Genomic DNA, 23,864 nt, shown 5'->3' with positions numbered 1-23,864 from the left:
TAACATTCCCAAAAAAATAATCCGGATACAGTCCATTTTGATATAAGCTGTTAAGTTCTAATTCTGTATCTTTGTCCATTATTTTAAAAAGAAAAATAATGATACAACTTCACGATAAACAATTTGTTCCGTTTATTTCGGCTAAAGAAATTGATTTTGCTTTAACTAAAATAGTGGCTCAGGTAGAAGACGATTTTGGAGATGATACGCCAATTTTTATTGGAGTTTTGAATGGTGCCTTTATGGTCGTATCAGATTTTCTAAAAAAATATAAAAAACCATGCGAGGTTTCATTCATCAAAATGGCATCGTATGAAGGAACAGAAACAACAAATTCGGTTAAAGAATTAATCGGAATCAATCAGGATTTGTCTGGAAGAACCGTAATTATCATCGAAGATATTATCGATACCGGAAATACAATCGAAGAATTGAAACACTTGTTTAAAGAAAGAAATGTAAAGCATTTTAAAATTGCAACTTTGTTTTTTAAACCGGAGGCATATAAAAAAGACATAAAAATAGATTACATCGGAATTAGAATTCCGAACAAATTTATTGTGGGTTATGGTTTGGACTATGATGGATTAGGAAGAAACTTAACCGAAGTTTACAAATTAGCAGAATAACAAAACACAACTAATATTCATTTTAAAACTTCTGAAAGACAGAAGTAACAACACTCATTTCAATTATGATTAACATCGTTTTATTTGGAAAGCCTGGTGCAGGAAAAGGAACTCAGGCAGAATTTTTAAAAGAAAAATACAATTTAACACACCTTTCAACAGGAGATATTTTTCGTTTCAATTTAAAAAATGATACTGAACTAGGAAAAAAAGCAAGAGTTTTTATGGACAATGGAGAATTAGTTCCTTGCGAAGTAACAACTGCAATGTTAATTGATGAGGTAAAAAAACACCCTGATACAGCAGGATTTTTGTTTGACGGTTACCCAAGAACAATCAATCAGGCAGAAGCTTTAGACAAATTTTTGCCAACAATTGGTTCTAGCGTAACAGCAACAATCGCTTTAGAAGCTGATGACGAAATTTTAGTAGCACGTCTATTAGAAAGAGGAAAAACAAGCGGAAGAGCAGATGATCAGGACGAAGAAAAAATTCGTGTGAGATATCAGGAATACAATGAAAAAACAGCTCCATTAATCGACTATTATAAAGCGCAGAATAAATTTCACGCTGTAAATGGTATTGGAGAAATTAAAGATATTACAGAGCGCTTAACGTCAGTTATAGATAATTTGTAGAAGCTTTTTCCAGCTGTACGTTACAAGTCCTCGCTAAAAAAACTATTTTTCCAAACCATAAAACGAGCTTCTTTCAGTCGCTGTTTTCTGGTAGGAAAAATTAGTTTTTTTAGCTCCGGGCTTTTCACTTCCATCTGGGCTATAATAAATTGAGTACAAATTGCATTTAACTAGACCATTTTATAACGAATCCCCTATCAATTGGAAATACTAATTATATTTTTTCTAATTCTACTAAACGGAGTTTTCTCCATGTCTGAAATCGCTTTGATTTCAGCCCGTAAAAACAGGTTGGAAACAGCAGCGAAAAAAGGCAATAAAAGTGCTAAAACAGCACTCGATTTAGCCAATTCGCCAAACAAATTTTTATCAACAGTACAAATCGGAATTACCTTAATCGGTATTTTAACAGGTATTTATTCCGGAGATAAAATCACTGCCGATGTTGAATTATTTGTGGCAGGTTTTGCAGCTTTAAAACCTTATGCACATTCAATCGCAGTTGGAATTGTGGTTGTAGTTTTAACTTTCTTCTCATTGGTTTTAGGAGAACTACTTCCAAAACGAATCGGATTAAATTATCCTGAAGCAATTGCTAAAATGGTGGCAATGCCAATGAAAGTCATTTCAATCATTACGGCGCCGTTTATTTGGTTGTTAACTTCTTCAACAGATTTCTTGTTGAATGTTTTACAAATCAAACCAACCGCTGATGGAAAAGTGACCGAAGAAGAAATTAAAGCAATCATCAAAGAAGGAACAGAAGTTGGAGAAGTTCAGGAAATTGAACAGGATATTGTGGAGCGCGTTTTTCATATCGGAGACAGAAAAGTAAGTTCGTTAATGACACACCGAAAATCTGTTGATATGTTGCCGTTAAAAGCAGATAAAGACAAGATTAAAGAATTGGTAGTTCAGGATCTGCATACCGTTTATCCGGTTTATAATGATAATTATGATGATATTGTTGGAGTGGTAACACTTAAGAATATCTTCGCCAGCATCGAAAAAGATAATTTCGATTTGTCGGCAATAGTTTCTGATGCGCCTTATTTAATGGAACAGACTACGGCTTACAAAGCGTTAGAAAATTTCAAGAAAACAGGAGTTCATTACGCTTTAGTTTCAGATGAATATGGAGTTTTTCAAGGTTTGATTACTTTGAATGATATTCTGGAAGCTTTAGTTGGAGACGCATCAGAATTTTACAAAGATGAATTCCAGCTTATAGAACGAGAAGATGGTTCATGGCTGGTTGACGGACATTATTCGTTACACGATTTCTTAACCTATTTTGAGTTAGACGAATTAACCAACGATTACGAAGTAAACACCGTAAGCGGAATGATTATGACCGAGCTTTCTCATATTCCAAAAGAAGGAGAAAAATTAGTCTGGCAGAAATTTGTCCTTGAAGTGATAGATATGGACGGCGTTAAGATTGATAAAGTGCTTGTAAGAGCATTGAAAGAATAAAAAAATAAATACAATAGAATTTAGAAATAGAAGCTAGAGCAATCTAAAATCTAAAATCTAAAATCTGAAATTCAGAAAAATGACAGAAGGAAATTTTGTAGATTACGTTAAGATATATGTTTCTTCCGGAAAAGGAGGGAAAGGATCTACGCATTTACATAGAGAGAAATTTATTGAAAAAGGTGGTCCCGACGGTGGAGATGGAGGTCGAGGCGGACATGTGTATTTAGTTGGGAATAAAGGACTCTGGACATTATTTCATTTAAAGTTTGCACGTCACGTTAAAGCGGGTCACGGTGGAGACGGGGGTTCTGACAGAAGTACAGGTGCAGACGGGGAAGATAAAATCATTGAAGTGCCATTAGGAACTGTTGTAAAAGACAAAGAAACTGGCGAAACACTTTTTGAAATCACCGAAGACGGCGAAAAAAAGATTCTTGCAAAAGGAGGAAAGGGAGGTTTAGGAAACTGGCATTTTAGAAGTTCAACAAACCAAACGCCTCGTTATGCACAGCCAGGTTTACTGGGGGTAGAAATGGATGTGATTCTGGAACTTAAAGTTTTGGCAGATGTTGGTTTAGTTGGATTTCCAAATGCAGGAAAATCTACTTTGTTGTCTGTATTAACTTCAGCAAAACCAAAAATTGCCGATTATCCTTTTACGACTTTAAAACCAAATTTAGGAATTGTAGCTTACAGAGATTTTCAGTCTTTTGTAATTGCTGATATTCCTGGAATTATTGAAGGAGCTGCCGAAGGAAAAGGTTTAGGGCATTATTTCCTACGTCATATTGAGCGTAACTCAACGTTGCTGTTCTTAGTTCCAGTTGATACACCGGATATTAGAGCAGAATATGATATTTTGGTTAATGAATTAACAAAATACAACCCTGAAATGCTGGACAAAGAGCGTTTGGTAGTAATTTCAAAATGCGATATGCTGGATGACGAATTAAAAGCTGAATTGAAAGCAGAATTAGATGTTACTTTCAAAGATGTTCCTTATATGTTTATTTCGTCTGTTGCACAACAAGGTTTGACTGATTTGAAAGACAGACTTTGGAAAATGCTTAACGAGTAAATTAGATTTTTATACAATTTTAAAAAAGGTATTCTGTTTTTCAGAATACCTTTTTTTGTTTCTGATAAATAGTGAAATTAAGAACGCGGATGAAACGGATTTACTTCGTAAAGTCGCGGATAAACACGGATTTAAAAAAATCAGTTTAAATCCGCGTCTTCGCGATAGCGAATCTGTTTAATCCGTGTTCTAGTTTTGTGTTAAATTCTTAATAAAAGACTAAAAAATCGAAAACATGTGCAATTTTGGATTTGTTTTGAGTGGAATAATTATAAATATGAGCTATATTCGCATCACTTAAACAAAATAACATGAAAAAAGTAATTTTATTCTTGACCATGTGCCTTATGACTTTCCCTATGAGAGCCGATGAAGGAATGTGGTTTTTGATGTTTATCGAAAGATTGAACCATAGAGATATGGAAAAAATGGGCTTGCAATTGACAGCCGAAGAAATTTACAGTATCAACAATCACAGTTTGAAAGATGCGATTGTACAATTCAATGGTGGATGTACTGCCGAAATCGTTTCAAATACTGGTTTGGTATTGACAAATCACCACTGTGGATATAGTGCCATTGCTGAACTTTCGTCAGCAGAAAGAAACTATTTAAAAGATGGTTTCTGGGCTAAAGACCGTAGTCAGGAAATGAAACCAAAATCTTTGTTTGTTCGTTTCTTCGTTCGCATGGATGATGTTTCTAAAAGAATTTTATCTAAAGTAAACGATCAAATGACGGAAACGGAAAGAAACAAAGTGATTCAGCAGGAAATCAGTTTGATCGAAAAAGAAAACAGCGAAAACGGAAAATACACCGTTTCTGTTCGTCCTTTCTTTCAAGGAAATGAATATTACTACTTTGTTTACCAGGATTACACAGACGTTCGTTTAGTAGGAACACCACCGGAAAGTGTAGGTAAATTTGGTGGAGATACAGACAACTGGGAATGGCCTCGTCAAACTGGGGATTTCTCTATGTTTAGAGTTTATGCAGATAAAGACGGAAATCCTGCTGCTTACTCAAAAGACAATGTGCCTTTAAAACCAAAACATTATTTACCTGTAAGTATTAAAGGGGTAAAAGAAAATGATTTTGCCATGATCTTAGGTTATCCGGGAAGAACAAACCGTTGGATGCCAGCTGGAGGAATTGAGCAAAACATTAAATATGCATATCCTGCTTGGGTTGAAGGTGCTAAAACCGGAATGGATGTAATGAAAAAGTATATGGATAAAGATGCAACTGTTCGTTTACAGTACGCTTCTAAATATGCTTCTACAGCAAACTACTGGAAAAACCGTCAAGGTATGATTGATGCTTTAACAAAAGCAGGAACGGTTGACACTAAAGCAGAACAAGAAGATAAATTCTATGAGTGGGCAAGCAAACCTGCAAATAAAGAAAAGTACGAGAATGTAATTCCAACAATAAACGATTATTACAGAGAAACAAACTTAAAAGCACGTCATGATAATTATTTGACACAGCTTTTACGTACTTCTGCTTATGCAACTGCACCAGCTAATTTAGGAAATGCATTAATTGCTTACTACAAAGAGAATGATGCAAAAAAAGCAGAAATGCTTCCTAAAATCAATGCATTGATTGAAAGTGTTTATGGAGAATTTTATGCTCCTTTAGAAAAGGATATTTTAACTGCACAGTTGAATTTATATGCTGCTAAAGCTGCTGAATACGGACTTGCTCCAGAAATTGCAAAAATGAAAACAGCTAACAACGGCGATTTTACTGCTGATGTAGCAAAAGCAACGGAACAAAGTTACTTTACATCAAAAGAAAAAATATTAGGGTTTTTAGCAGATCCGAAACCAGTAGCAATTACACACGATCCATTGTATATTATTTCTAATGATTTATTGACAAAATACCGTTCTAAAACAGACGATCAGGCAAAAGCTGATGATGGTTTTGCAACGGCTTTCCGTAAATTGGTTGAAGGTTTAAGAGAATCTAAATTAAACGCGATTAAATATCCGGATGCAAACTCTACTTTGAGATTGACTTACGGAAAAGTTCGCGCTTTACCTGCAGATCCTCGTAACGATGCTAAAATCAACAACTATACTACAATGGAAAGTATGGTTAAAAAATACAAAGCAGGAGATCAGGAATTTGACTTGCCGGCTCGTTTATTAGAATTGAACAAGAAAAAAGATTTTGGACAATATGCTGATAAAGCAGGTTACATGCCGGTAAACTTCTTAACTGATAACGATATTACCGGAGGAAACTCAGGTTCACCGGTTTTGAATGGAAAAGGAGAATTAATCGGTATTGCTTTTGACGGAAACATCGAAGCTATGGCTGGTGACGTTATTTTTGATTCTAATTTACAAAGAACAATCAACGTAGATATTCGTTACGTTCTTTGGATTATCGACAAATACGCAGGAGCGAAAAACATTATCGACGAATTGACGATTGCTAAATAATCTGATTTTAAATTCCAATTTATAAATCCCAAATTCCAAATTCTCAAAAAAATGGAAACTATTGGGATTATATAGTTCGATGTAAAATAAAAATTCAAAACCTAACAGGATTAAAACTGTTAGGTTTTTTTATTCCTTGGAATTTGGAATTTAAAATTTAAAAAATTGGGATTTTATTAATTAACTTTCACTCGAATTCCTTTTGTATGGCTTGCAAATTCTGGAGCGTACATACTTTGGATTGTGGTAATTCCGTTGGAGAATTCACCACTGTTGTTTACTCGAATATCATATTCTAAAACATATGTTCCTTTATTGATTTTATCAAAGAAGAAATGCGTTGCAGCGTCTTTTGTACTCATGTAATATCCTAGTTGGTATTTATATTCTGAAAGAACATCTACAGGCTCAAAACAAGACGCTCTCATGTCTTTTAAATGAATATATTCCATATCTTCTTTCGAAGTGATAATTAAACGGACAGTAACTAAATCTCCTGTTTTTAAAAAATTCTTAGCTGTTATCTTTTGCAATTCGTCACCTTTTAAAGTGCTTTTCTTTAAATACAATTCTTTCGAAACAGACAAAACTGCACCAGAGTTATTTTTGATTTTATCCAAATCTTCAAAGTATTGCCAATAAACACCACCAAAACCTGGAACTTTCGATTTGTTTTCGATTTTGATAGAAGCCATTTCTTTCTTCACTTCATCTGCTTTCCAGTTCAGTTTGATGTAACCTGTTTCAGCTTCTTTTTCGTTTTCGGCGAGTTTTCGGGTTATGACTTTTTCATCTCCCAATTTTATAATCGTATTATCTTTTACCGAAAGCCAGTCGGTTCCCTGCATTAATAAAGCATAAATGGCTTTAGTTGTTGATTTTGTTGTGGGCCAGTTTTTAGTTTGTTTGTTTTTTAATAACCAGACTTTCATTGCATCAACCGATTTGGTGTCGTTTGTCACTTCGGCGAAAGCCTCAATTATTAAAGCCTGAGTTTCAATTGGCGCCTGATACCAATACCAGCCAGATTTATTGGCAATCCAGTACATTCCCCAATCTTCATTGTTAGATGCGGTTTCTTTTAAACTTTCGATGATTTTCTTAGCACTTTCTTTTTCTCCAAAACGATTCAAAGTTAAAGCCGCTAAACCTTTTTCGTACAGAGAATAATTCAGCCAATCTTTTTTAGCTGTTTCTAAATATAGTTTTGTTGCTTTTTTCAAAGTATCTGATAACGGATATTTCTCTAAGTAAAAACTTCTCGTATACAAATAATGCAGATCAGAATACGGATTAAACCAAGTTAATTTCTCGTTCTCTTTCAGGTTTTTGGTTGTGGTTTTATAATATTCTAAAAATTTAGAATCTATAAACGGAATTCCAGTTTTAGTAATTTCATCATTTTTGGCTGTATTGTTTTTGCCCAGTTTTTCTAGATGACCTAAACCAGCCAGAATATGTCGGGTTATATATTCGTTTTCATAACCGCCATCAAACCAAGAAAAACCTCCAGATGATTTTTGTTTTTGTTTTAATTTTTCAAAAGTGTTTTCCTGTGAAGTTTTCATTTTTTCTAAATCAAACAAAAGGGACAGGTTCTTTTTCTTTTCCTCTTCAGATTGAGCGTCATTCAGCCAAGGTGTTTCAGCTAGAATAAGCGATTTTAATTCTTCGTTTTCTTCTAGTTTTGAATCTGGTTTGCCGCTTTTTTTCCAGGTTTCAAAAATACTTTCAATCTTCGGATTACTCGAAATGATTTCAGAAGCTAATGCATTGGCATAATAACGCGCAAAAGTCTGTTCGGCACATTCGTGTTCGTATTCCATTAAATAGGGTAAAGATTGGATTGCAAGCCAAGTTGGATTTGAAGTATATTCTAAAGTAAACTGATGATTCCTTAAAGTAGTTGAATTATTGTTTTTTAAGTTTTCGAAAGTGTATTCTTTAGTTGAACTCTCACGAACCCAAATTGGGATACTTTCTGTAACCAGCATATTATTGGTCAGAACGGGAAGAATACTTTCTTCTCCATCCGAAAAATTTCCTGCTTTTGCCACAATTCGATATTGAACACCTTGTAATCCTTCAGGAATTGTAATGATCCAGTTTGCCGTTGTATTTCCGTATGCTGAAATGGTAAAGTTTTTAATGTTTTTTGTATTAAGCATTTTAGCATCGATTGGCTGCATGGTTGTGGCATCAAAAAACTGTAAACTTGCGATTCCGGTTTTCGCTTCGGCGGTAACATTTGAAATTTTAGCACTAATGACAATTGTATCTTTTTCTCTAAAGAAACGTGGGAAATTAGGTAAAACCATTAACTCTTTTTGAGTAATAACGCTTTTTTCTAAATAACCAGAAATTGCATCTTTATTATGCGCCAATAAACGAAATTTCCAAGCGGTCAATGCTTCAGGAGAAGTAAAGTTGAAACTTATTTTTCCTTTAGAATCTGTTTTTAAATTAGGGAAGAAGAAAGCAGTTTCAGAAAGGTTTTTTCTGGCTTTTACTTGGGTTAAATCCTGCATTGCACTTTTAGTGATTACAATAATAACTCCATTTTTACCTTTTTCTCCATATGATGCTTTTACTTTCTCATCTTTAACAACAAAAATCTCAAGAATCTCTTCTGTTTTTAGCTTTTTAAAATCTTCTTCCGTTGATGGTTTTCCATCAATTATAAATAGTGCTGTAGAATTAGCATCAATTTTTGGAGCAACAAATTTTACGCTATCAACTTTAACATATGGTGCTGATGTACTATAAACAGCATTGTCTTCCTGAACTATTTCATTTAATGCTCCAGCTCCGACTGGTTCATCAACAGTTAGAACTGCATTTGGGTCTCCTTTTATAGTTTCGTTTCCAATTTTTTTATCTTTTAGTTCCGCAATTGTAATGGCAGCCGCTCCATATCTGCTAGAGTAAAAATTAAAACCAAACCAATTCAATTTGGTTTTTTCATTGCTAAAACTTAAGCGTATAAATCTAGCATTAAGATTTTCGATGGAAGCATAACTGTTATCAAAACCTAGTGCGGTTTTAAAGTTTGAGCCATTATCGTGATAGTTTTCAAAATTTAAAAGATCCCAAGTTTTTACAGAAAACTGATCTAAAGAGCTATCGTACATAGAAGCCAGAACTTCTGCTTCGTTTTTGGTATTAAAGCCATTTAGTTTAAAAGACCAATTCTCATTTGTTCCAGGCTGTATTTTGTTTCTAAAACTCTCAATAATCCATTCTAATTTTGGTTTTTGAGTTTTAAGGGGAATTATAATTTGCTCATAAAAATTATCATTATCGAACACACATTGAAGATCTACCATCAATTGTTTTTCAAATTCCTTTTTTAGCGGAATTTTAATGGTTGTTTCGTGATTTTGAAGATGTGCTAGATTTTCAAAATAGTTGTTATTCTGATAATTTGCATTTGTTAAAACATATAGTTCTGGAATAATTGATGTAATTTTTATAAGAACAAAACCATCTTTTTTAGGATCACTGTTAAGTTGCTCTGTACTGAGTAATTTAATCGGATTAAATTTGTCTTTGCTTTGTTTGATTGTAAAACTAGATGTAGTTTCTATAGGATTGCCAAAGCTATCTTTTGCAGAAAATACAATTTTGTAATTGCCTGATTTATAATTTGAAATAAAATCTAGTGTTATCTTTTTGTCTTTTTGTGTATCTACATTTCTTGAGAATAGCACTGTTTCTTGAGAATTTTTATTGGTCAGGATTTCTGAACTTTTTTCGTAAGGAAATAATCTTTCGAAATCTTCTGCTGAAATTGTTTCTATTTCAGGTTTTTCAAATTTTCTCGTTTTGAATTTGTTAGAAAGCGGGCTTAGATAATACAGTTTTACTTCACCTTTGGCAGCCAAAAATTCTCCATTTAAATTAGTACTGATTAGAGCAATTTCGTTAGTGTTTTTAGTTTCTACCGTATTTGGAATCTGTGTATTCAATATCAAATCGTGATAGCCAATTTTTACGTTTGTGAGAGCAGAATGTGTTTCGCCATTGATATCGGTAACAGTTGCTGAAATTTCATAATTAAAAATAGGTAGATTTTCTTTTGAATTGTTTTTAGGCGGTGTAGCAGTAAAATCGACAATAAATTTCCCTAAGTTATCAGTTGTTGTTTCTCCAACTGCTAAAATTTCGTTTTCTTCACGTCCATAATAGTTTCTCAAATAAGTAGTGTATCTTGATACCGTATATTTTACCAACGCATCAGATATGCTGCTGCCTGCAAAAGCTTTTGCGTTACCTTTTATTTTAACAGGCTGATTAAGTTGATAGCTTTCTTTTTTATTATCAAAAGTCACTTCGAATTTTGGGCGCTTGTACTCTTCAACCCGAAAATATAACGAAGCGTTGCTATAATTTATAGATATCTGATCCCAATAAGTCTGATCTGTTTGTGGCGATTTTTCAGGCTTTTGTGCAATAATAACATAACTGCCAGTTAATCCTGTTTTAGGGATTGTAAACTCACCAAAAAAAGAACCGTACTCATTGGTTGTTGCTTCAAACTTCTTTATTGGCTGATTATTTTTATCGTTTACAATAATCTGAAATGTTGTATTGGCAGTAACACTCGTTTTATTATTGTTTTTTTGAAAGGCAATTCCTTTATAAAAAGCGGTTTGACCTGGTCTGTAAATGGCGCGATCCAGATAAAATTCAATTTTTCCTTCTGGTTTTTCATTTTCAGATAATTTGTAGTCTTGTATATATCGAAGATAATTTTTTTGCACCAAAATGCTATCGTTGTCCTGTATAAGTTTAATGAGTTCCTGTCTATAATTATAATCATAGTCATTGGTTTCTGTTTTTAATCTTACGATTCCGTTTAAATCTGTTTTTCCATTTTGTTTGCCAAATTCTACCTTAACATCGTTTAAAGGTTTTCCAGTTTTTCGATCTAAAGCCTGATAGATTTCTATTTTATCTTTTCTAGAGGCAAGAACTGAAATATTTGAGACTGTGAAAATTTCATAACCGAATGCTTTTTGAACTTCTGAATCAGAATTACTTTCAAAATAAACCAAATAGTTTCCTATTGGTAATTTGGGCAGTAAGACTTCTGTAGAATAATTGAAATAGTTTTGTTTATCGATCAAATTATAGCTTTCAGTTTTGATTGTATTTTGTTTTTGAACTATAGAATTTGCTAAAGAATCTCGTTTAATTTCTGAGATTCCACTAAAGTGACTAACTTTCAAAAGATCAATCTTGTAAAACGAAATTTTTAATTGATTTACATTTTTATAAAAAATGAAAGCTCTCGTGTTTTCATTTTCGTAATTGTTTTTTTGAAATTGCAGCGTTACAATTTTAGATAAAATATCATATTTTTTAGAAATTGCTTTTTTTGCATCGTTTGTGGTTTCATCAATTTTGATAATTTCATTTAACACCTCTAATGCTTTGATATTGTTATCTGGATACAACTCTTTAGATGCTTGCTCTAACAGAATTTCAGCTTGCTCTAATTTTATATTTTGAATAAGGTTTTTGTCTTGAGTTTCGCTTTCAATTTTGTTTAGAAAAGCACTGAAATTTTCAGGTGATTTCAGTAAATAATTTTGGCAGAATTTTGCACGTTCCAATTGGTTCTTTACTGATGGATTAGCTAATTCTAACTTTTGATAAAGTTCTAGAACTTTTTTGATGTTTTGATTTTGTACAAAATCGAGATTTAATTCTAAAAATGCATTAGAGTTTCCTAAAAGCTGTTCTTTGTAGACTGAAAAATCACTGATATTAATGTTCCAAGATTGTATTTTTTCAGTATAAAATTCGATGTTTTCTTTTAGTAGATAATTCCATAAAGTTTCTTCTTTGAATTTTTGTAAAGACGGAAACTCAAAAATTGCTTCGTATTTACTTAATGGAGTTGTTTTTAAAACAGCTTCGTTTTCTAAAGTTCTGTCAAAGGCTTGTGCAATTTCTTCTTCAGAAATTGGTTCATACGGAATATAAGTCGAATGAGGAACTTCAACAGAATCAATTGCCATTTCATCATCGGTGACAACAGTAGCTGCAGAATCTATGACCGCTACAGCTTCATCAACTATTGCAACTGCACTGTCAACTGCTATTACTCCGTAGTCAAAATTGTCAGAATTTTGCAAGTACTTTGCATAAACTAAATTCAAAATCGCTTTAGAAGGTATAGAAACACGATTAATATCTCTTTTGAGGTTTTCTACTATTTTAGTTTTAGAATTTTCATCTAGAACCTGTAAGTATTTAGATTGATAAAAAAAGCATTTTATCATTTGTCCTTCATCTTTTTTCGAAACTGATTTTTTGTAAATATTTGCTACAGCTTCATTTGCAGATTTGATTTTGCCCTCATTTTCAAATGACATGACTTTTGCCCATTTTTTATCATTTTGCTGTCCAAAAATTGCTGTGGAGATTAATAAGAATACAAAAAGTATATTTTTCATAATAAGGTTTTAATCTTTAGATGAATTATTTCGTTTATTGGTTGGGATAGTTAGAAATTATTTTTTAAAAATAATTTTCGTACAAATTAATAATTTATTTTCAAAACCAAATAGAGCATTCTATATTTCCTTATTTTTGAAGAATAATTACAGCGTTTTATTAGTTATTTGCTATTTCGATTAACCGATGAAACAGTTTAACGATTAAACATTTTAAATGAAAACACATTTCATCGCCATTGGCGGAAGCGCAATGCACAACCTTGCATTAGCATTACATAATAAAGGATATCAGGTTACAGGAAGCGACGATGCTATTTTTGAACCTTCAAAATCAAGATTAGAAAAAAAAGGAATTCTTCCTGCAGAAATGGGATGGTTTCCAGAAAAAATTACTGCAGATATTGATGCGATTATCTTAGGAATGCATGCAAAAGCAGATAATCCAGAATTATTAAAAGCACAGGAATTGGGTCTTAAAATATATTCATATCCAGAGTTTTTATACGAACAATCTAAAAATAAAACACGTGTTGTAATTGGTGGTTCTCACGGAAAAACAACCATTACTTCGATGATTTTGCATGTAATGAATTATCATAACATTGCTGTTGATTATATGGTTGGTGCGCAATTGGAAGGTTTTGATACTATGGTTCATTTGACTGAAGAAAATGATTTTATAGTTTTGGAAGGTGATGAATATTTATCTTCTCCAATTGACAGACGCCCGAAGTTTCATTTGTACCAACCAAATATTGCTTTAATCTCCGGAATTGCCTGGGATCATATCAATGTTTTTCCAACGTATGAAAATTATGTAGAGCAGTTTGAAATTTTCATTGCAAAAATTACTAACGGCGGTATTTTGGTTTACAACGAAAATGATCCGGAAGTAAAACGCGTTTCTGAAGCTGCAACTAATCCAATTAGAAAAATTGCGTATTCAACTCCTGAATATTCAGTAAGCGATGGAGTAACTTTATTGAAAACTCCGGAGGGAGATATGCCAATTGAAGTTTTTGGTGCACATAACTTAAATAATTTAGCCGGAGCAAAATGGATCTGCCAAAATATGGGCGTTGATGAAGCAGATTTTTACGAAGCAATTGCAAGTTTTAAAGGCGCTTCAAAACGTCTTGAAAAAATTGCTGAAGGAAAAGGAAAAGTGGCATACAAAGATTTTGCGCATTCGCCAAGTAAAGTGGCAGCTACAACTAAAGCGGTAAAAGAACAATATCCAAACAGAACTTTGGTTGCTTGTTTGGAATTACATACTTACAGCAGTCTAAATGCAGCATTTTTGAAAGAATATGAAGGTGCTTTAGATAATGCTGATGTTGCCGTTGTTTTCTATTCTCCGGATGCAGTAAAGATAAAGCAGTTGGAAGAGGTAACTTATGAGCAGATTGCTACTGCATTCAACAGAAAAGATTTAATTATTTATACTAATCCAGCTGAATTTAAAGAATATTTATTCAACTTAAATTTAGATAATTCTGCACTTTTATTAATGAGTTCAGGAAACTACGGAGGGTTGAATTTTGATGATGTAAAAGGATTGATTAATTAGAGAATTAGTCAATTTAAAAATTAGATAATTGGCCGATTGTGTAAACAATCGGCTTTTTTATTGGAATTTTAAATTTGGATATAAAGAAAAAATTTCAATCATATCTTCGTGAATTTCTTTGGATGTCAATGCCTAATTTTCGATTAGGACGGATTACAACATTTGTGCATACATCTTTATTTTCTGGTGCATCTCCATTAGCATAATCAAATTTGAAATAGGTTGAATTTATTTTGAAAGATTTTTCCTCTTTTTCATATCTTCGCTATAATTAAATTATTGTAATTATGGAAAAAACTAATTTTCCGATCACTAATTGGTCTGAAGATGATAAACCTCGTGAAAAACTAATGTTGAAAGGGAAAGATACATTGAGTGATGCAGAATTAATTGCAATTCTTATTGGTTCAGGAAGCAGGAATGAGTCTGCGGTAGATTTGAGTAAACGTATTCTGGCTGGTGTGGGAGGTTTGAATTCATTGGCAAAATTATCGATTACACAATTAATGAAGTTTAAAGGAATAGGAGAGGCAAAGGCGATAACAATTATTGCAGCTCTTGAACTTGGCAGAAGAAGAAAGACTGACGAAAGAACCGAGTTAAAAACAGTTACTTCAAGTAAAATTGCTTTCGAAATTATGCGTCCTATTATTGGAGATCTTCCTCACGAAGAATTTTGGGTGCTTTTTCTTAATAATTCAAATAAAGTAATTGCTAGATCACAGTTGAGCAAAGGAGGCATTTCGGGAACAATCGTAGACGTGAGATTGGTTTATAAGTTGGCGATAGAAAATGGTGCTACGGGTTTGATTTTGTGCCACAATCATCCGTCCGGAACTTTAAAACCAAGCGACGCTGATAAGCAGATTACAAAAAAAATGAAACTTGCAGGAGAAAGTTTAGATGTTAAAGTTTTAGATCATTTGATAATAACTGAATCAAAATATTATAGTTTTGTAGATGAAGGAATTTTTTAACACATGAATACCACAATTACAGACGTCTTTTTTGATTTAGATCACACACTTTGGGATTTTGACAAAAACTCTGCAATGGCTTTTGATCGTATTTTTAAAAGTAAATACCAGGAGATTATTACTGAAGATTTTATTAAAGAATACATTCCAATAAATCAGGAATGCTGGAGGCTTTATCAGAATGACAAAATAACCCATCAGGAGTTGCGTTATAATCGATTAAAGTTTTCTTTTGATGCTTTGAATTATGCCATCTCAGAAGAAAATATTATGTCAATTGCTAATGACTATATTGAGTTTCTAACCGATAATAATTATCTTTTTGATGGAGCTATAGAAGTTTTGGAATATCTAAAGCCAAAATACAAACTTCACATTATTACCAACGGATTTGCAAATGTGCAGGAAAAGAAAATTAATAATGCTTCATTGGGAAGTTATTTTAATACCATAACAAATTCTGAGTTAGCAGGTGTTAAAAAGCCAAATAGTATTATATTTGATTACGCTTTAAAATTGGCTAATACATCAAAAGAAAATAGTATTATGATCGGAGATGATTTTGAAGCCGATGTAACCGGTGCTTTAAATGCCGGTTTGGATGCAATTTTTTTTAATGAAAAAAAACGGGATGTTTCCGGTAATTATAAACAAATAAACCATTTATTAGAACTAAAAAAATATTTATAATGATGAAAATTAAATTTTTACTTACTGCAATTTTATGTTCAGTTGTTGGATTTGCGCAGTCTGTTTCTCTTAATGATTACAAAGCTGTAATTATTCCTTTGAAATATGAATTTATGAAAACTGATAATCAATATCGTTTGGCCACTTTAAGTAAACAAAATTTGACCAAAGCCGGTTTTGAAGCGTTTTATGCAAATGAACAACTTCCTGATGGTTATACAGATCGTTGTCAGGTTTTGTATATGGATGTAGTAAAAGATAATGCTTTTTTGGTAACTAAACTTTTTGTTCAGTTTAAAGATTGTTTTGGACAAGTACTTTATACTTCTGAGGTTGGTAGAAGCAAAGAAAAAGATTATGATTTAGCTTATAAAGAATCTCTTGACAATGCTTTTAAATCTGTTTACGCATTACATTATAAATATAGTGGTACTCCTGTGGCGACTGCCAGAACTACTTCTCCTGCAAAAGCTCCTGCTGCAGCTGTTGCAGCAACTACAACTGTTGCAGCAACACAAATTGTAGCGGTTACTCCGTCTCCTGATTTGAAAGATCCAAATCTGTTGTATGCACAGCCAACAGAATCGGGTTATCAGTTAATTGATAAGACACCGAAAGTAGTGATGAAACTTCTTAAAACTTCTCAGCCAAATGTTTTTATCGCTATAAAAGATAATGTTCAGGGTTCTTTAATATTAAAAGAAGATGGACAATGGTATTTTGAATCTTATCAAAATGATAAACTAGTTTCAGAAAAAATTACAGTGAAATTCTAAAATATAAGAATACGGATTAATAACCGTATTTATCTTTCCAACGGTTCTTTAAAAATTCGCGGTTGCTGTTCTCTCTTGAATTACTTCCCGGATTGTAAAGAACCGTTTCTTTTATAGCATCTGGTAAGAATTCCTGTTCTGCAAAATTATTTGCATAGTCGTGAGAATATTTATAGTCATCGCCATAACCTAATTCTTTCATTAATTTGGTAGGCGCATTTCGTAAATGAATAGGAACAGGCAAATCTCCGGTTTGCTTAACCAATTGCTGGGCATTTCCAATAGCCATATAAGAAGCATTGCTTTTTGGAGATGTTGCAAGATAGATAGCACACTGGCTTAGAATAATTCGGCTTTCCGGATATCCAATTGTTGTAACTGCCTGAAAAGTATTGTTCGCCATTATAAAAGCAGTCGGATTGGCATTTCCAATATCTTCACTGGACAAGATTAACATTCTTCTAGCAATAAATTTTACATCTTCTCCACCTTCAATCATTCTTGCAAGCCAATAAACCGCTCCGTTTGGATCGCTTCCTCGTATTGATTTTATAAAAGCAGAAACGATATCATAATGCTGTTCTCCGGTTTTGTCATACAAAACAGTGTTTTGTTGTACCAATTCTAAAACACGGTCATTAGTAATGGTTATTTCATCGCCGGCCGAAGCATTAATTACAAGCTCAAAAATATTGAGAAGTTTTCTTCCGTCTCCACCTGAAAGACGTAATAAGGCTTCAGTTTCTTTAAGGTTAATGTTTTTTGTTAGCAGATAAGTATCCGTTTTCATGGCACGCTCTAATAAAGCCTCTAAATCGGCTTTTGTAAAAGCGTTTAACACGTAAACCTGGCAACGTGACAATAATGCAGGAATCACTTCAAAACTTGGGTTTTCTGTCGTGGCGCCCACTAAAGTGATCCAGCCCTTTTCGACTGCTGCCAAAAGTGAATCCTGTTGTGATTTACTAAATCTGTGAATCTCATCAATAAACAGAATCGGATTTTTGGCAGTAAAAAGTCCACCGCTTTGTTTTGCTTTTTCAATAACATCACGAATATCTTTAACCCCGGAATTAATTGCACTCAAAACAAAGAAAGGTCTTTTTGATTCTTGTGAAATAATTTGGGCTAATGTCGTTTTTCCTGTGCCTGGTGGACCCCAAAAAATTAGGGAAGGAATTATTCCTTTTGAAATTTGTTGCGTTAAAGATCCGGTTGGACCAACCAAATGCTGCTGGCTTATATAATCTTCTAGTTTTTGCGGACGAATGCGCTCTGCTAACGGTGCTTCCATTTTACAAAATTACTGTTTTTAGATTTAGATTTTATCTATTGAAAGTTAAAACAATTGAAGCTTAGCTAGGATTGTTATGATCTGAGACATTTTTTGAGTTTGCAACTATGACAAAATATCAGGAAAATATTTTTGGATAGTTTTTTGAGTCCTTAAAACTGTAACTTGTAATAATATGAACGATACTAATTTTAAATTTTCAAATTCGGTTATAGGGCTACCTCTTTTTTTTGTCCTTTTATTGTGGATTATCTATTGGTTACAAATTCGGTTTGATTTTGATTTTTATCAATATGGAATATACCCGCGGGATTTAACAGGATTGAGAGGAGTTTTGTTTAGCCCTTTTATTCACGAAAATTTAGAACATCTTTATAATAATAGTATTCCGCTTGTGATATTATTGGCGGCAATTCAGTTTTTCTATCCTAAACAAACTTTTGGTGTAATAAATTATGGAATTCTATTATCAGGATTGATTACATGGATTATTGGTCGGGAAAATTATCATATTGGAGCCAGCGGACTTATTTATGTTTTAGTGAGTTTTATTTTCTTCAAAGGAATTCAAACACAATACTACAGATTAGTAGCTTTGTCATTAACGGTAATTTTGATTTATGGTGGAATGATATGGTACGTTTTTCCGGATGTTGATCAGTCAATTTCTTGGGAAGGACATTTGGCAGGTCTTATTACTGGTTTTGTTTTGACTTTTTTTTACAGAACACCAGAATATACAAAACCTATAGTATATGATTGGCAGAGGCCGGATTTTGATCCAACTACCGATCCTTTCATGAGGCATTTTGACGAGAATGGAAACTTCATAAATATTTCAAGAGAAGAAGAGGAAGACCAGTATTTTTCTTCCAGTCATCCTGTTAATTATATTATCACTGGAAAGATAGAATCTCAAGGGGAAATTTAGTTTGATTTTTTTTGAGATTAAATGAGTAAATTTGTTGATGTAATAAATTAATTTCTAGTGTTATGCGTAGAATATGGATGTTGTTTTTGTTGTTGAGTTTTGTTTTTAACAATAATGCTAATGCTCAGTGTGAAATTAAAAACAGGGTAATGGCAGATGGAAGTATGATGTATTATTTTGAGCCGGCTGCTTTTTATACTACTAAATCGAAATCTTTAAAAATTAATATTGTTACTGACAAAGAGCATTATTTTGTTGCGTTGCAACCAACACCATTTCCTGATAAAAAAACGGGAAAAAAGATAAAAGACGATTTGATCATTCATCTTGCAGATAACAATACTTATAAACTTACACATTACGATACCCAATACCGAAGAAATGATTCAATTATGCAGGTTCTCTATTTGATTGATGATAAAGATATAAATGCTTTTTCAAGCTATGAAGCAGTGACAGCCGAGATTAATATGCAAGGTACCGAGTTTGTGAGAAGTTATAATTTTAAACTTCACAAAAATGCCATAAAGGAACAGCTAATTTGTTTTTTGAAAGAAGAAGAGAAGTAAGCTATTCTTCGTCTTTTATTTCATGATTGTGCTTGCTATTGATTTTCTTCTTAAGGTTTTCGAGGAGATTGTTGAAACTAACAGTCAGAGAAGCAGCGTTTGTAATTTGATTTCCGTTATTTCGGGGTAAAAATTCGTTGCAATACGTGAGTTCAAGCTGAATATCATCTGAGAATAAATATCCGGCACCTATATTAAATCTATTACGGTCAAAAAAACTTTCTCCTGTTACTTTTGCACCGGATTTCAAATAGATCTCATCTGAAGCTACAGCATAAATTACACCCGCTCTTAAGATTTTACTATTAATTGGTTGCAGATATTTAATTTGTTGTCTATATCGAAATACGTTTTCATAATCATCATCCTGATTTCTCATATGACGAAATTCCATTCTCATTCTCGTGCTTAGGGTATAACCGGTTTTATGGAAATAATAAATTCCCTGAAGTGCAAATCTCCATTCTGGTGATTCAAATTGTCCTATTTCCGGAACATCTTTATTATTAAAGTAGGCTATAAAAGAAGAAAACTTCCATCTGGGAGAAAAGTAATAATGTCCCCAGCCTCTAAAAGATCTTTGGATAGTATTGTCAAACATATTAGAAGAAGATTCAGTACTGCTGTAGGTTGCTCCTAAATCTATTTCAGTTGCCCATTTCTCACTTAAAGTTCGACTAAACTGAATCTCATTCCAAAATTGACTATAAGTAGAATTTTGTCCGTAGCTGTTTGTAATTATTAAAATTACAAACAGGCATCGAACTATGTTAATTGTTTTTGTCGGATTAGATTTTGAAAGCATTAATTAAAGTTTTTAATTATTCATTCTAATCTTAATTCTCAATGTTGTTTAACTTCTTTGACGAACAGTTTCGTATAAAAATGCACCGCAGGCAACAGAAACATTTAGAGATCCTATAGAACCAAACATTGGCAGTTTTGCTTTTTCGTCAACTATCTTCAGTACAGAAGGATTTATTCCTCGATCTTCTGATCCCATAATAATCGCAACTGGATCAGCTAGCGAAACATCGTAAATATTCTGATCTGTTTTTTCAGTCGCTGCTACGGTTTTAATACCGGAACCTTGTAAATAGAAAATAGCATCTTTAATATGTTCCACTTTACAGATTGGTACATTAAAGACAGCTCCTGCTGATGTTTTAACAGTATCTCCGTTTACAGGTGCCGAACCTGCTTTTTGAATAATAATTCCGTTTACTCCTGTACACTCTGCAGTTCTGATAATTGCACCAAAATTTCTGGCATCAGAAATCTGATCTAATATTAAAAATAAAGGTTTTTTGCCAGATTCAATAGTTGATTCTACGAGATGTTCCAAATCAATAAAACCAATAGGAGAGATGGTTGCTACAGCACCTTGATGATTATTTGGAGTAAGACGGTTTAATTTTTCTACAGGAACATAAGAGAAGTTGATGTTGGCACGTTTCATTACCTTCATTAAGTCTTTCATTAGTTCTCCTGAAATCTCTTTCTGAATAAAGACTTTGTCTACTTCTTTTCCTGCCTGAATTGCTTCTATAATGGCTCTAATGCCAAATATTTGATGTTCTTTTTCCATTGGACAAATATAGGTAATATGTTTCTATAAAAAAACCGCTCTGAATTAACAGAGCGGTTCATTATTTAAGATACTTGAATTTTAATTCTAGTATTCGTCTTCGAAGAATCCAGTTCTTTTGTGACCTACATAAAGAATATCATAACCAGCAGCATCATAATCATAATGAGCTCTGAATGAGATTTTATCTACTTTATGACCACCTTTAGAAACACCAGCTCCTTTTTCGATTTTTCCATCAGTAATTGTTACTTTAGAACCATCAAGGATGTTTTCAGCTGAAGTAGCTTTAAATGTTCCAGTTTTAGTATCAACCTCTACCTTACATTTGATTACATAACCATTTTCATGATCATCAATCCACATAGTGTTGTTGTTTGCTGCGGTATTATATGTTGAGTGTAAAGCATTTTGAACAAGTACATGACCGTCACTATCTGTTAAAGTTATGAACCAGTCACCTGCCATTGATTCCACAGATGTTCCTCCCGGATCTGTGTCACCAACTTCATCGCAAGATACAAATGCCGTAAGTACAAACATTACTGCAAGTACACGAGTTATATTTAGTTTTAATTTTTTCATTTTAATAATTTTTAATTAACGTTTAAATATTCTATCAGCTGTACCAAAGAATGAAGAAGCAATGATAGACCATTTCCAGTTGTTTTTATCAGTAATCGTCCCATTATTACTTTCTGCAGTAATACCTGTTTCAGAAGTGTTTTCTTGGTAAGGAGCGTACACTTGTTTGTCATCAATGTTATAGAATGTCAAAGTTATGTTGTTCGGATCTCCTGCAGTATATCCAGTTGCATTGTCGCAAGTGTATTTTCTGTCTCCAAGTTTTGTTACAGTATTTGGGTTACCATTTCTAAAAAAGGTGCCAGATAAATCAATTGTACTAGGTTGATCACTTAAAATGATTACTGTACGAGTTAAAGATGCTGGAAAGCCATCGCTATTTGTAGCTGAATATCTAATTTTGTAAACACCAGGTTTGCTTGTGTCAACTGTTCCATCAAGTTTCACCTCAAGAGCTACTCCATCTGCATCAGCTTCTACTCCGGCTTCAGTATATGTTTGTCCTTTTGTAAGAACAACAACTGCGTCTCCATTCATATGCAAGTTAGCATAAGCAGTAACTTTTGAAACATTGTCGGTAGAATCTCCGTCACATGATGTTAACAAAAGTCCTGAAACTATCATTAGGGATAAAAATATTTTTTTCATTGTTTAAGTTTTTTAGTTAACATCCCACCACACAGGAGTTGTTATTTTAGAAAGTGCTGGTGCGTTTGGATTTCTTGTTTTTACTGTGTTAGGTAAAACAAGTCTTCTAGGGAAAACGTTACTTGTAACATTCTCAACAGACATTGCCAATTGTCCAGGGATGTAGTTTTCATCTGTCTGAGGTAAAGCTGATTCTTTTGGGAAACCAGTTCTATTTTGCTCTAAGAAAGATTCATATCCATTTCCAGGGAAACTTGCAATCCATTTTTGAGTGATAATTGCTTCAATTTGAGCTGTAGTTCCTGTTGTTGGGAATGCATATTTTCCTCCGGCAGCTAATAAAGCAGAAGGGCTTCCAACTGGACCAGTAATTGGAGCTACAGATGTAGTGTTGTCATATTTCTTGAAATTTGCAGCGACACCTAAATCGTATTTATCTTTAGCGCCTGCTCCTCCATAATATCTAACAAGAGCTTCTGCTTGTAAGAAATAGCTCTCTTCTGCACTCATGAAGTATAAAGGAGTTTTTGCATATAGAGTTACTGTGGCAAGTCCAGTAGCCCCATTTTCGAAATCACCTTGATTATTAGCTGTTCCTGCTCCATAATATTTGCTCAAACGAGGGTCAGCATTTGATTGTAAGTAAAGGTATAAAGTTTTACTAGCTTTAAGGTTAAGTGTTGTATTTAACTGTCTTCTGTCGGTTTCATACAATGGGTTACTTCTGTCAGCAGCATCTTCGAATTGATTCATTCCAGCATCTACATCTAAGAATTGTGCGCCAGAATCAATTAAAGTTTTGATTCCTGATTCAGCTAACGTAGGATTTACCTGCGTTAATCTCATATGTAATTTTAACAATAAAGTGTTACCAAATTTTGTCCAGTTAGACATTGTACCATTAAAGATAAAATCATCTTTTCCCGGTGCAGCTCCAACAGAAGAACTTAGGTCTTTAGATAAAGCTAATTTTAAATCAGCAATCATTAAATCGTAAGTTTCTTTACCTGTATTGAATTTAGGTTGTAAGAAATTCGCATTATTTGCTTCTGAATATGGAATTGCATCGTACAAATCTGTTAAAACTTGTGAAGCTTCAACTTCAAGAACAGTAGCAATTAAGTAATAGTTCCAGTTTCCTTCAGCTTCTGCTTGTTTTTTTACAACTCTAATATCGTTTAAAGCATCGTACATTGCAGTCCAGGCAGTTTGGAAATCATTTGTTCCAATACTGTACTGGTCGATATTTTTATATTGATTTGAAGTAGTGTTTTGTGTCCAGAATTGAGACCAAAAACCTCCAATAAGAGCATAATATGATCCTTGTGCACCAGCAAGACCAGCAATACCTGCAGGTAAAATAGTGCTATTAGCTTGTCCAGGAGGCAAAGCATCCGGGTCTCTATTAATGTCAAATGTTTCATCACATGACACTAATAAGAAAAGTGCTGTTATTAATGTTGCTATTTTTTTCATTTTCTATGAATTA

Annotated in this window: 19 protein-coding genes; 11 read left to right on the top strand and 8 right to left on the bottom strand. The window is 33.2% G+C overall.

All coding sequences use genetic code 11. The annotated features are described in order from the left end of the window. Nucleotides 1-98 precede the first annotated feature (98 nt). The 5 genes from hpt to HYN56_RS02160 all read left to right on the top strand — a co-directional run bounded on the left by hpt (nt 99) and on the right by HYN56_RS02160 (nt 6,280). Nucleotides 99-629 (top strand): hypoxanthine phosphoribosyltransferase, encoded by a 531-nt coding sequence (gene hpt / locus HYN56_RS02180; protein WP_109190677.1) that lies wholly within the window; start codon nt 99-101, stop codon nt 627-629. Nucleotides 630-694: 65 nt separating this feature from the next. Next, nucleotides 695-1,267: an adenylate kinase gene (locus tag HYN56_RS02175; RefSeq protein ID WP_109190676.1), complete on the top strand. Its 573-nt coding sequence runs from the start codon at nt 695-697 to the stop codon at nt 1,265-1,267. Between the two features lie 201 nt (nt 1,268-1,468). Then, nucleotides 1,469-2,743 (top strand): hemolysin family protein, encoded by a 1,275-nt coding sequence (locus HYN56_RS02170; RefSeq protein WP_109190675.1) that lies wholly within the window; start codon nt 1,469-1,471, stop codon nt 2,741-2,743. Nucleotides 2,744-2,822: 79 nt separating this feature from the next. Beyond that, nucleotides 2,823-3,824 (top strand): GTPase ObgE, encoded by a 1,002-nt coding sequence (gene obgE, locus HYN56_RS02165; protein WP_109190674.1) that lies wholly within the window; start codon nt 2,823-2,825, stop codon nt 3,822-3,824. A 311-nt stretch (nt 3,825-4,135) separates the two neighbouring features. Then, the gene (locus HYN56_RS02160; protein WP_109190673.1) at nt 4,136-6,280 is read left to right on the top strand and encodes a S46 family peptidase; all 2,145 of its coding nucleotides are present in this window, start codon (nt 4,136-4,138) and stop codon (nt 6,278-6,280) included. A 176-nt stretch (nt 6,281-6,456) separates the two neighbouring features. Here the strand turns inward: HYN56_RS02160 and HYN56_RS02155 are convergent, their stop codons facing one another. Further along, nucleotides 6,457-12,744, bottom strand: a complete 6,288-nt coding sequence (locus tag HYN56_RS02155) for an alpha-2-macroglobulin family protein (RefSeq protein ID WP_109190672.1) — start codon at nt 12,742-12,744, stop codon at nt 6,457-6,459. Nucleotides 12,745-12,961: 217 nt separating this feature from the next. On the opposite strand from HYN56_RS02155, the gene HYN56_RS02150 reads away from it, so the two are divergent. After that, on the top strand, nt 12,962-14,317 hold the full coding sequence (locus tag HYN56_RS02150; protein WP_109190671.1) for a UDP-N-acetylmuramate--L-alanine ligase: 1,356 nt from the start codon (nt 12,962-12,964) through the stop codon (nt 14,315-14,317). Between the two features lie 94 nt (nt 14,318-14,411). On the opposite strand, the gene HYN56_RS02145 is transcribed toward HYN56_RS02150, so the two are convergent. Beyond that, entirely contained in the window at nt 14,412-14,549 is a 138-nt protein-coding gene (locus HYN56_RS02145) for a DUF1287 domain-containing protein (protein ID WP_240622696.1), read from the bottom strand. Nucleotides 14,550-14,604: 55 nt separating this feature from the next. Here HYN56_RS02145 and radC point away from each other — a divergent pair, with 55 nt between their 5' ends. Genes radC through HYN56_RS02130 form a run of 3 tightly spaced genes read left to right on the top strand, consistent with a single transcriptional unit; the run spans nt 14,605 to nt 16,760 of the window. Further along, a complete protein-coding gene (gene radC, locus HYN56_RS02140; RefSeq protein WP_109190670.1) occupies nt 14,605-15,294 on the top strand; it encodes a RadC family protein in 690 nt (229 codons plus the stop codon). Between the two features lie 3 nt (nt 15,295-15,297). Further along, nucleotides 15,298-15,984 carry a YjjG family noncanonical pyrimidine nucleotidase gene (locus HYN56_RS02135; RefSeq protein WP_109190669.1) on the top strand — a complete coding sequence of 229 codons (687 nt, stop codon included), beginning with the start codon at nt 15,298-15,300 and terminating at the stop codon, nt 15,982-15,984. A gap of 2 nt (nt 15,985-15,986) precedes the next feature. Beyond that, a complete protein-coding gene (locus HYN56_RS02130) occupies nt 15,987-16,760 on the top strand; it encodes a hypothetical protein (RefSeq protein ID WP_167398354.1) in 774 nt (257 codons plus the stop codon). 16 nt (nt 16,761-16,776) lie between these two features. On the opposite strand, the gene HYN56_RS02125 is transcribed toward HYN56_RS02130, so the two are convergent. Beyond that, nucleotides 16,777-18,054 carry a replication-associated recombination protein A gene (locus HYN56_RS02125; protein WP_109190667.1) on the bottom strand — a complete coding sequence of 426 codons (1,278 nt, stop codon included), beginning with the start codon at nt 18,052-18,054 and terminating at the stop codon, nt 16,777-16,779. 175 nt (nt 18,055-18,229) lie between these two features. Between HYN56_RS02125 and HYN56_RS02120 the strand changes: the two genes are divergently transcribed. Together HYN56_RS02120 and HYN56_RS02115 are read left to right on the top strand one after the other, a co-directional pair. Beyond that, nucleotides 18,230-18,985 carry a rhomboid family intramembrane serine protease gene (locus tag HYN56_RS02120; RefSeq protein ID WP_109190666.1) on the top strand — a complete coding sequence of 252 codons (756 nt, stop codon included), beginning with the start codon at nt 18,230-18,232 and terminating at the stop codon, nt 18,983-18,985. Nucleotides 18,986-19,047: 62 nt separating this feature from the next. Beyond that, nucleotides 19,048-19,554, top strand: coding sequence for a hypothetical protein (locus HYN56_RS02115; protein WP_109190665.1), 507 nt, complete (start codon nt 19,048-19,050; stop codon nt 19,552-19,554). Between the two features lies 1 nt (nt 19,555). Here HYN56_RS02115 and HYN56_RS02110 read toward each other — a convergent pair whose 3' ends face one another. The 5 genes from HYN56_RS02110 to HYN56_RS02090 all read right to left on the bottom strand — a co-directional run bounded on the left by HYN56_RS02110 (nt 19,556) and on the right by HYN56_RS02090 (nt 23,851). After that, on the bottom strand, nt 19,556-20,359 hold the full coding sequence (locus tag HYN56_RS02110; RefSeq protein WP_109190664.1) for a DUF2490 domain-containing protein: 804 nt from the start codon (nt 20,357-20,359) through the stop codon (nt 19,556-19,558). Between the two features lie 48 nt (nt 20,360-20,407). Next, nucleotides 20,408-21,142 carry a 23S rRNA (guanosine(2251)-2'-O)-methyltransferase RlmB gene (gene rlmB, locus HYN56_RS02105; protein ID WP_109190663.1) on the bottom strand — a complete coding sequence of 245 codons (735 nt, stop codon included), beginning with the start codon at nt 21,140-21,142 and terminating at the stop codon, nt 20,408-20,410. Between the two features lie 87 nt (nt 21,143-21,229). Then, nucleotides 21,230-21,685 (bottom strand): lipid-binding protein, encoded by a 456-nt coding sequence (locus HYN56_RS02100; protein WP_167398264.1) that lies wholly within the window; start codon nt 21,683-21,685, stop codon nt 21,230-21,232. A gap of 57 nt (nt 21,686-21,742) precedes the next feature. Beyond that, entirely contained in the window at nt 21,743-22,375 is a 633-nt protein-coding gene (locus tag HYN56_RS02095) for a DUF5011 domain-containing protein (protein ID WP_109190661.1), read from the bottom strand. A 12-nt stretch (nt 22,376-22,387) separates the two neighbouring features. After that, a complete protein-coding gene (locus tag HYN56_RS02090; RefSeq protein WP_109190660.1) occupies nt 22,388-23,851 on the bottom strand; it encodes a SusD/RagB family nutrient-binding outer membrane lipoprotein in 1,464 nt (487 codons plus the stop codon). Between the last annotated feature and the right edge of the window lie 13 nt (nt 23,852-23,864).

This window comes from Flavobacterium crocinum (assembly GCF_003122385.1).
GTDB lineage: Bacteria > Bacteroidota > Bacteroidia > Flavobacteriales > Flavobacteriaceae > Flavobacterium > Flavobacterium crocinum.
Note: the sequence above shows the minus strand (reverse complement) of the source record. Positions and strands in the feature narration are given on the sequence as shown.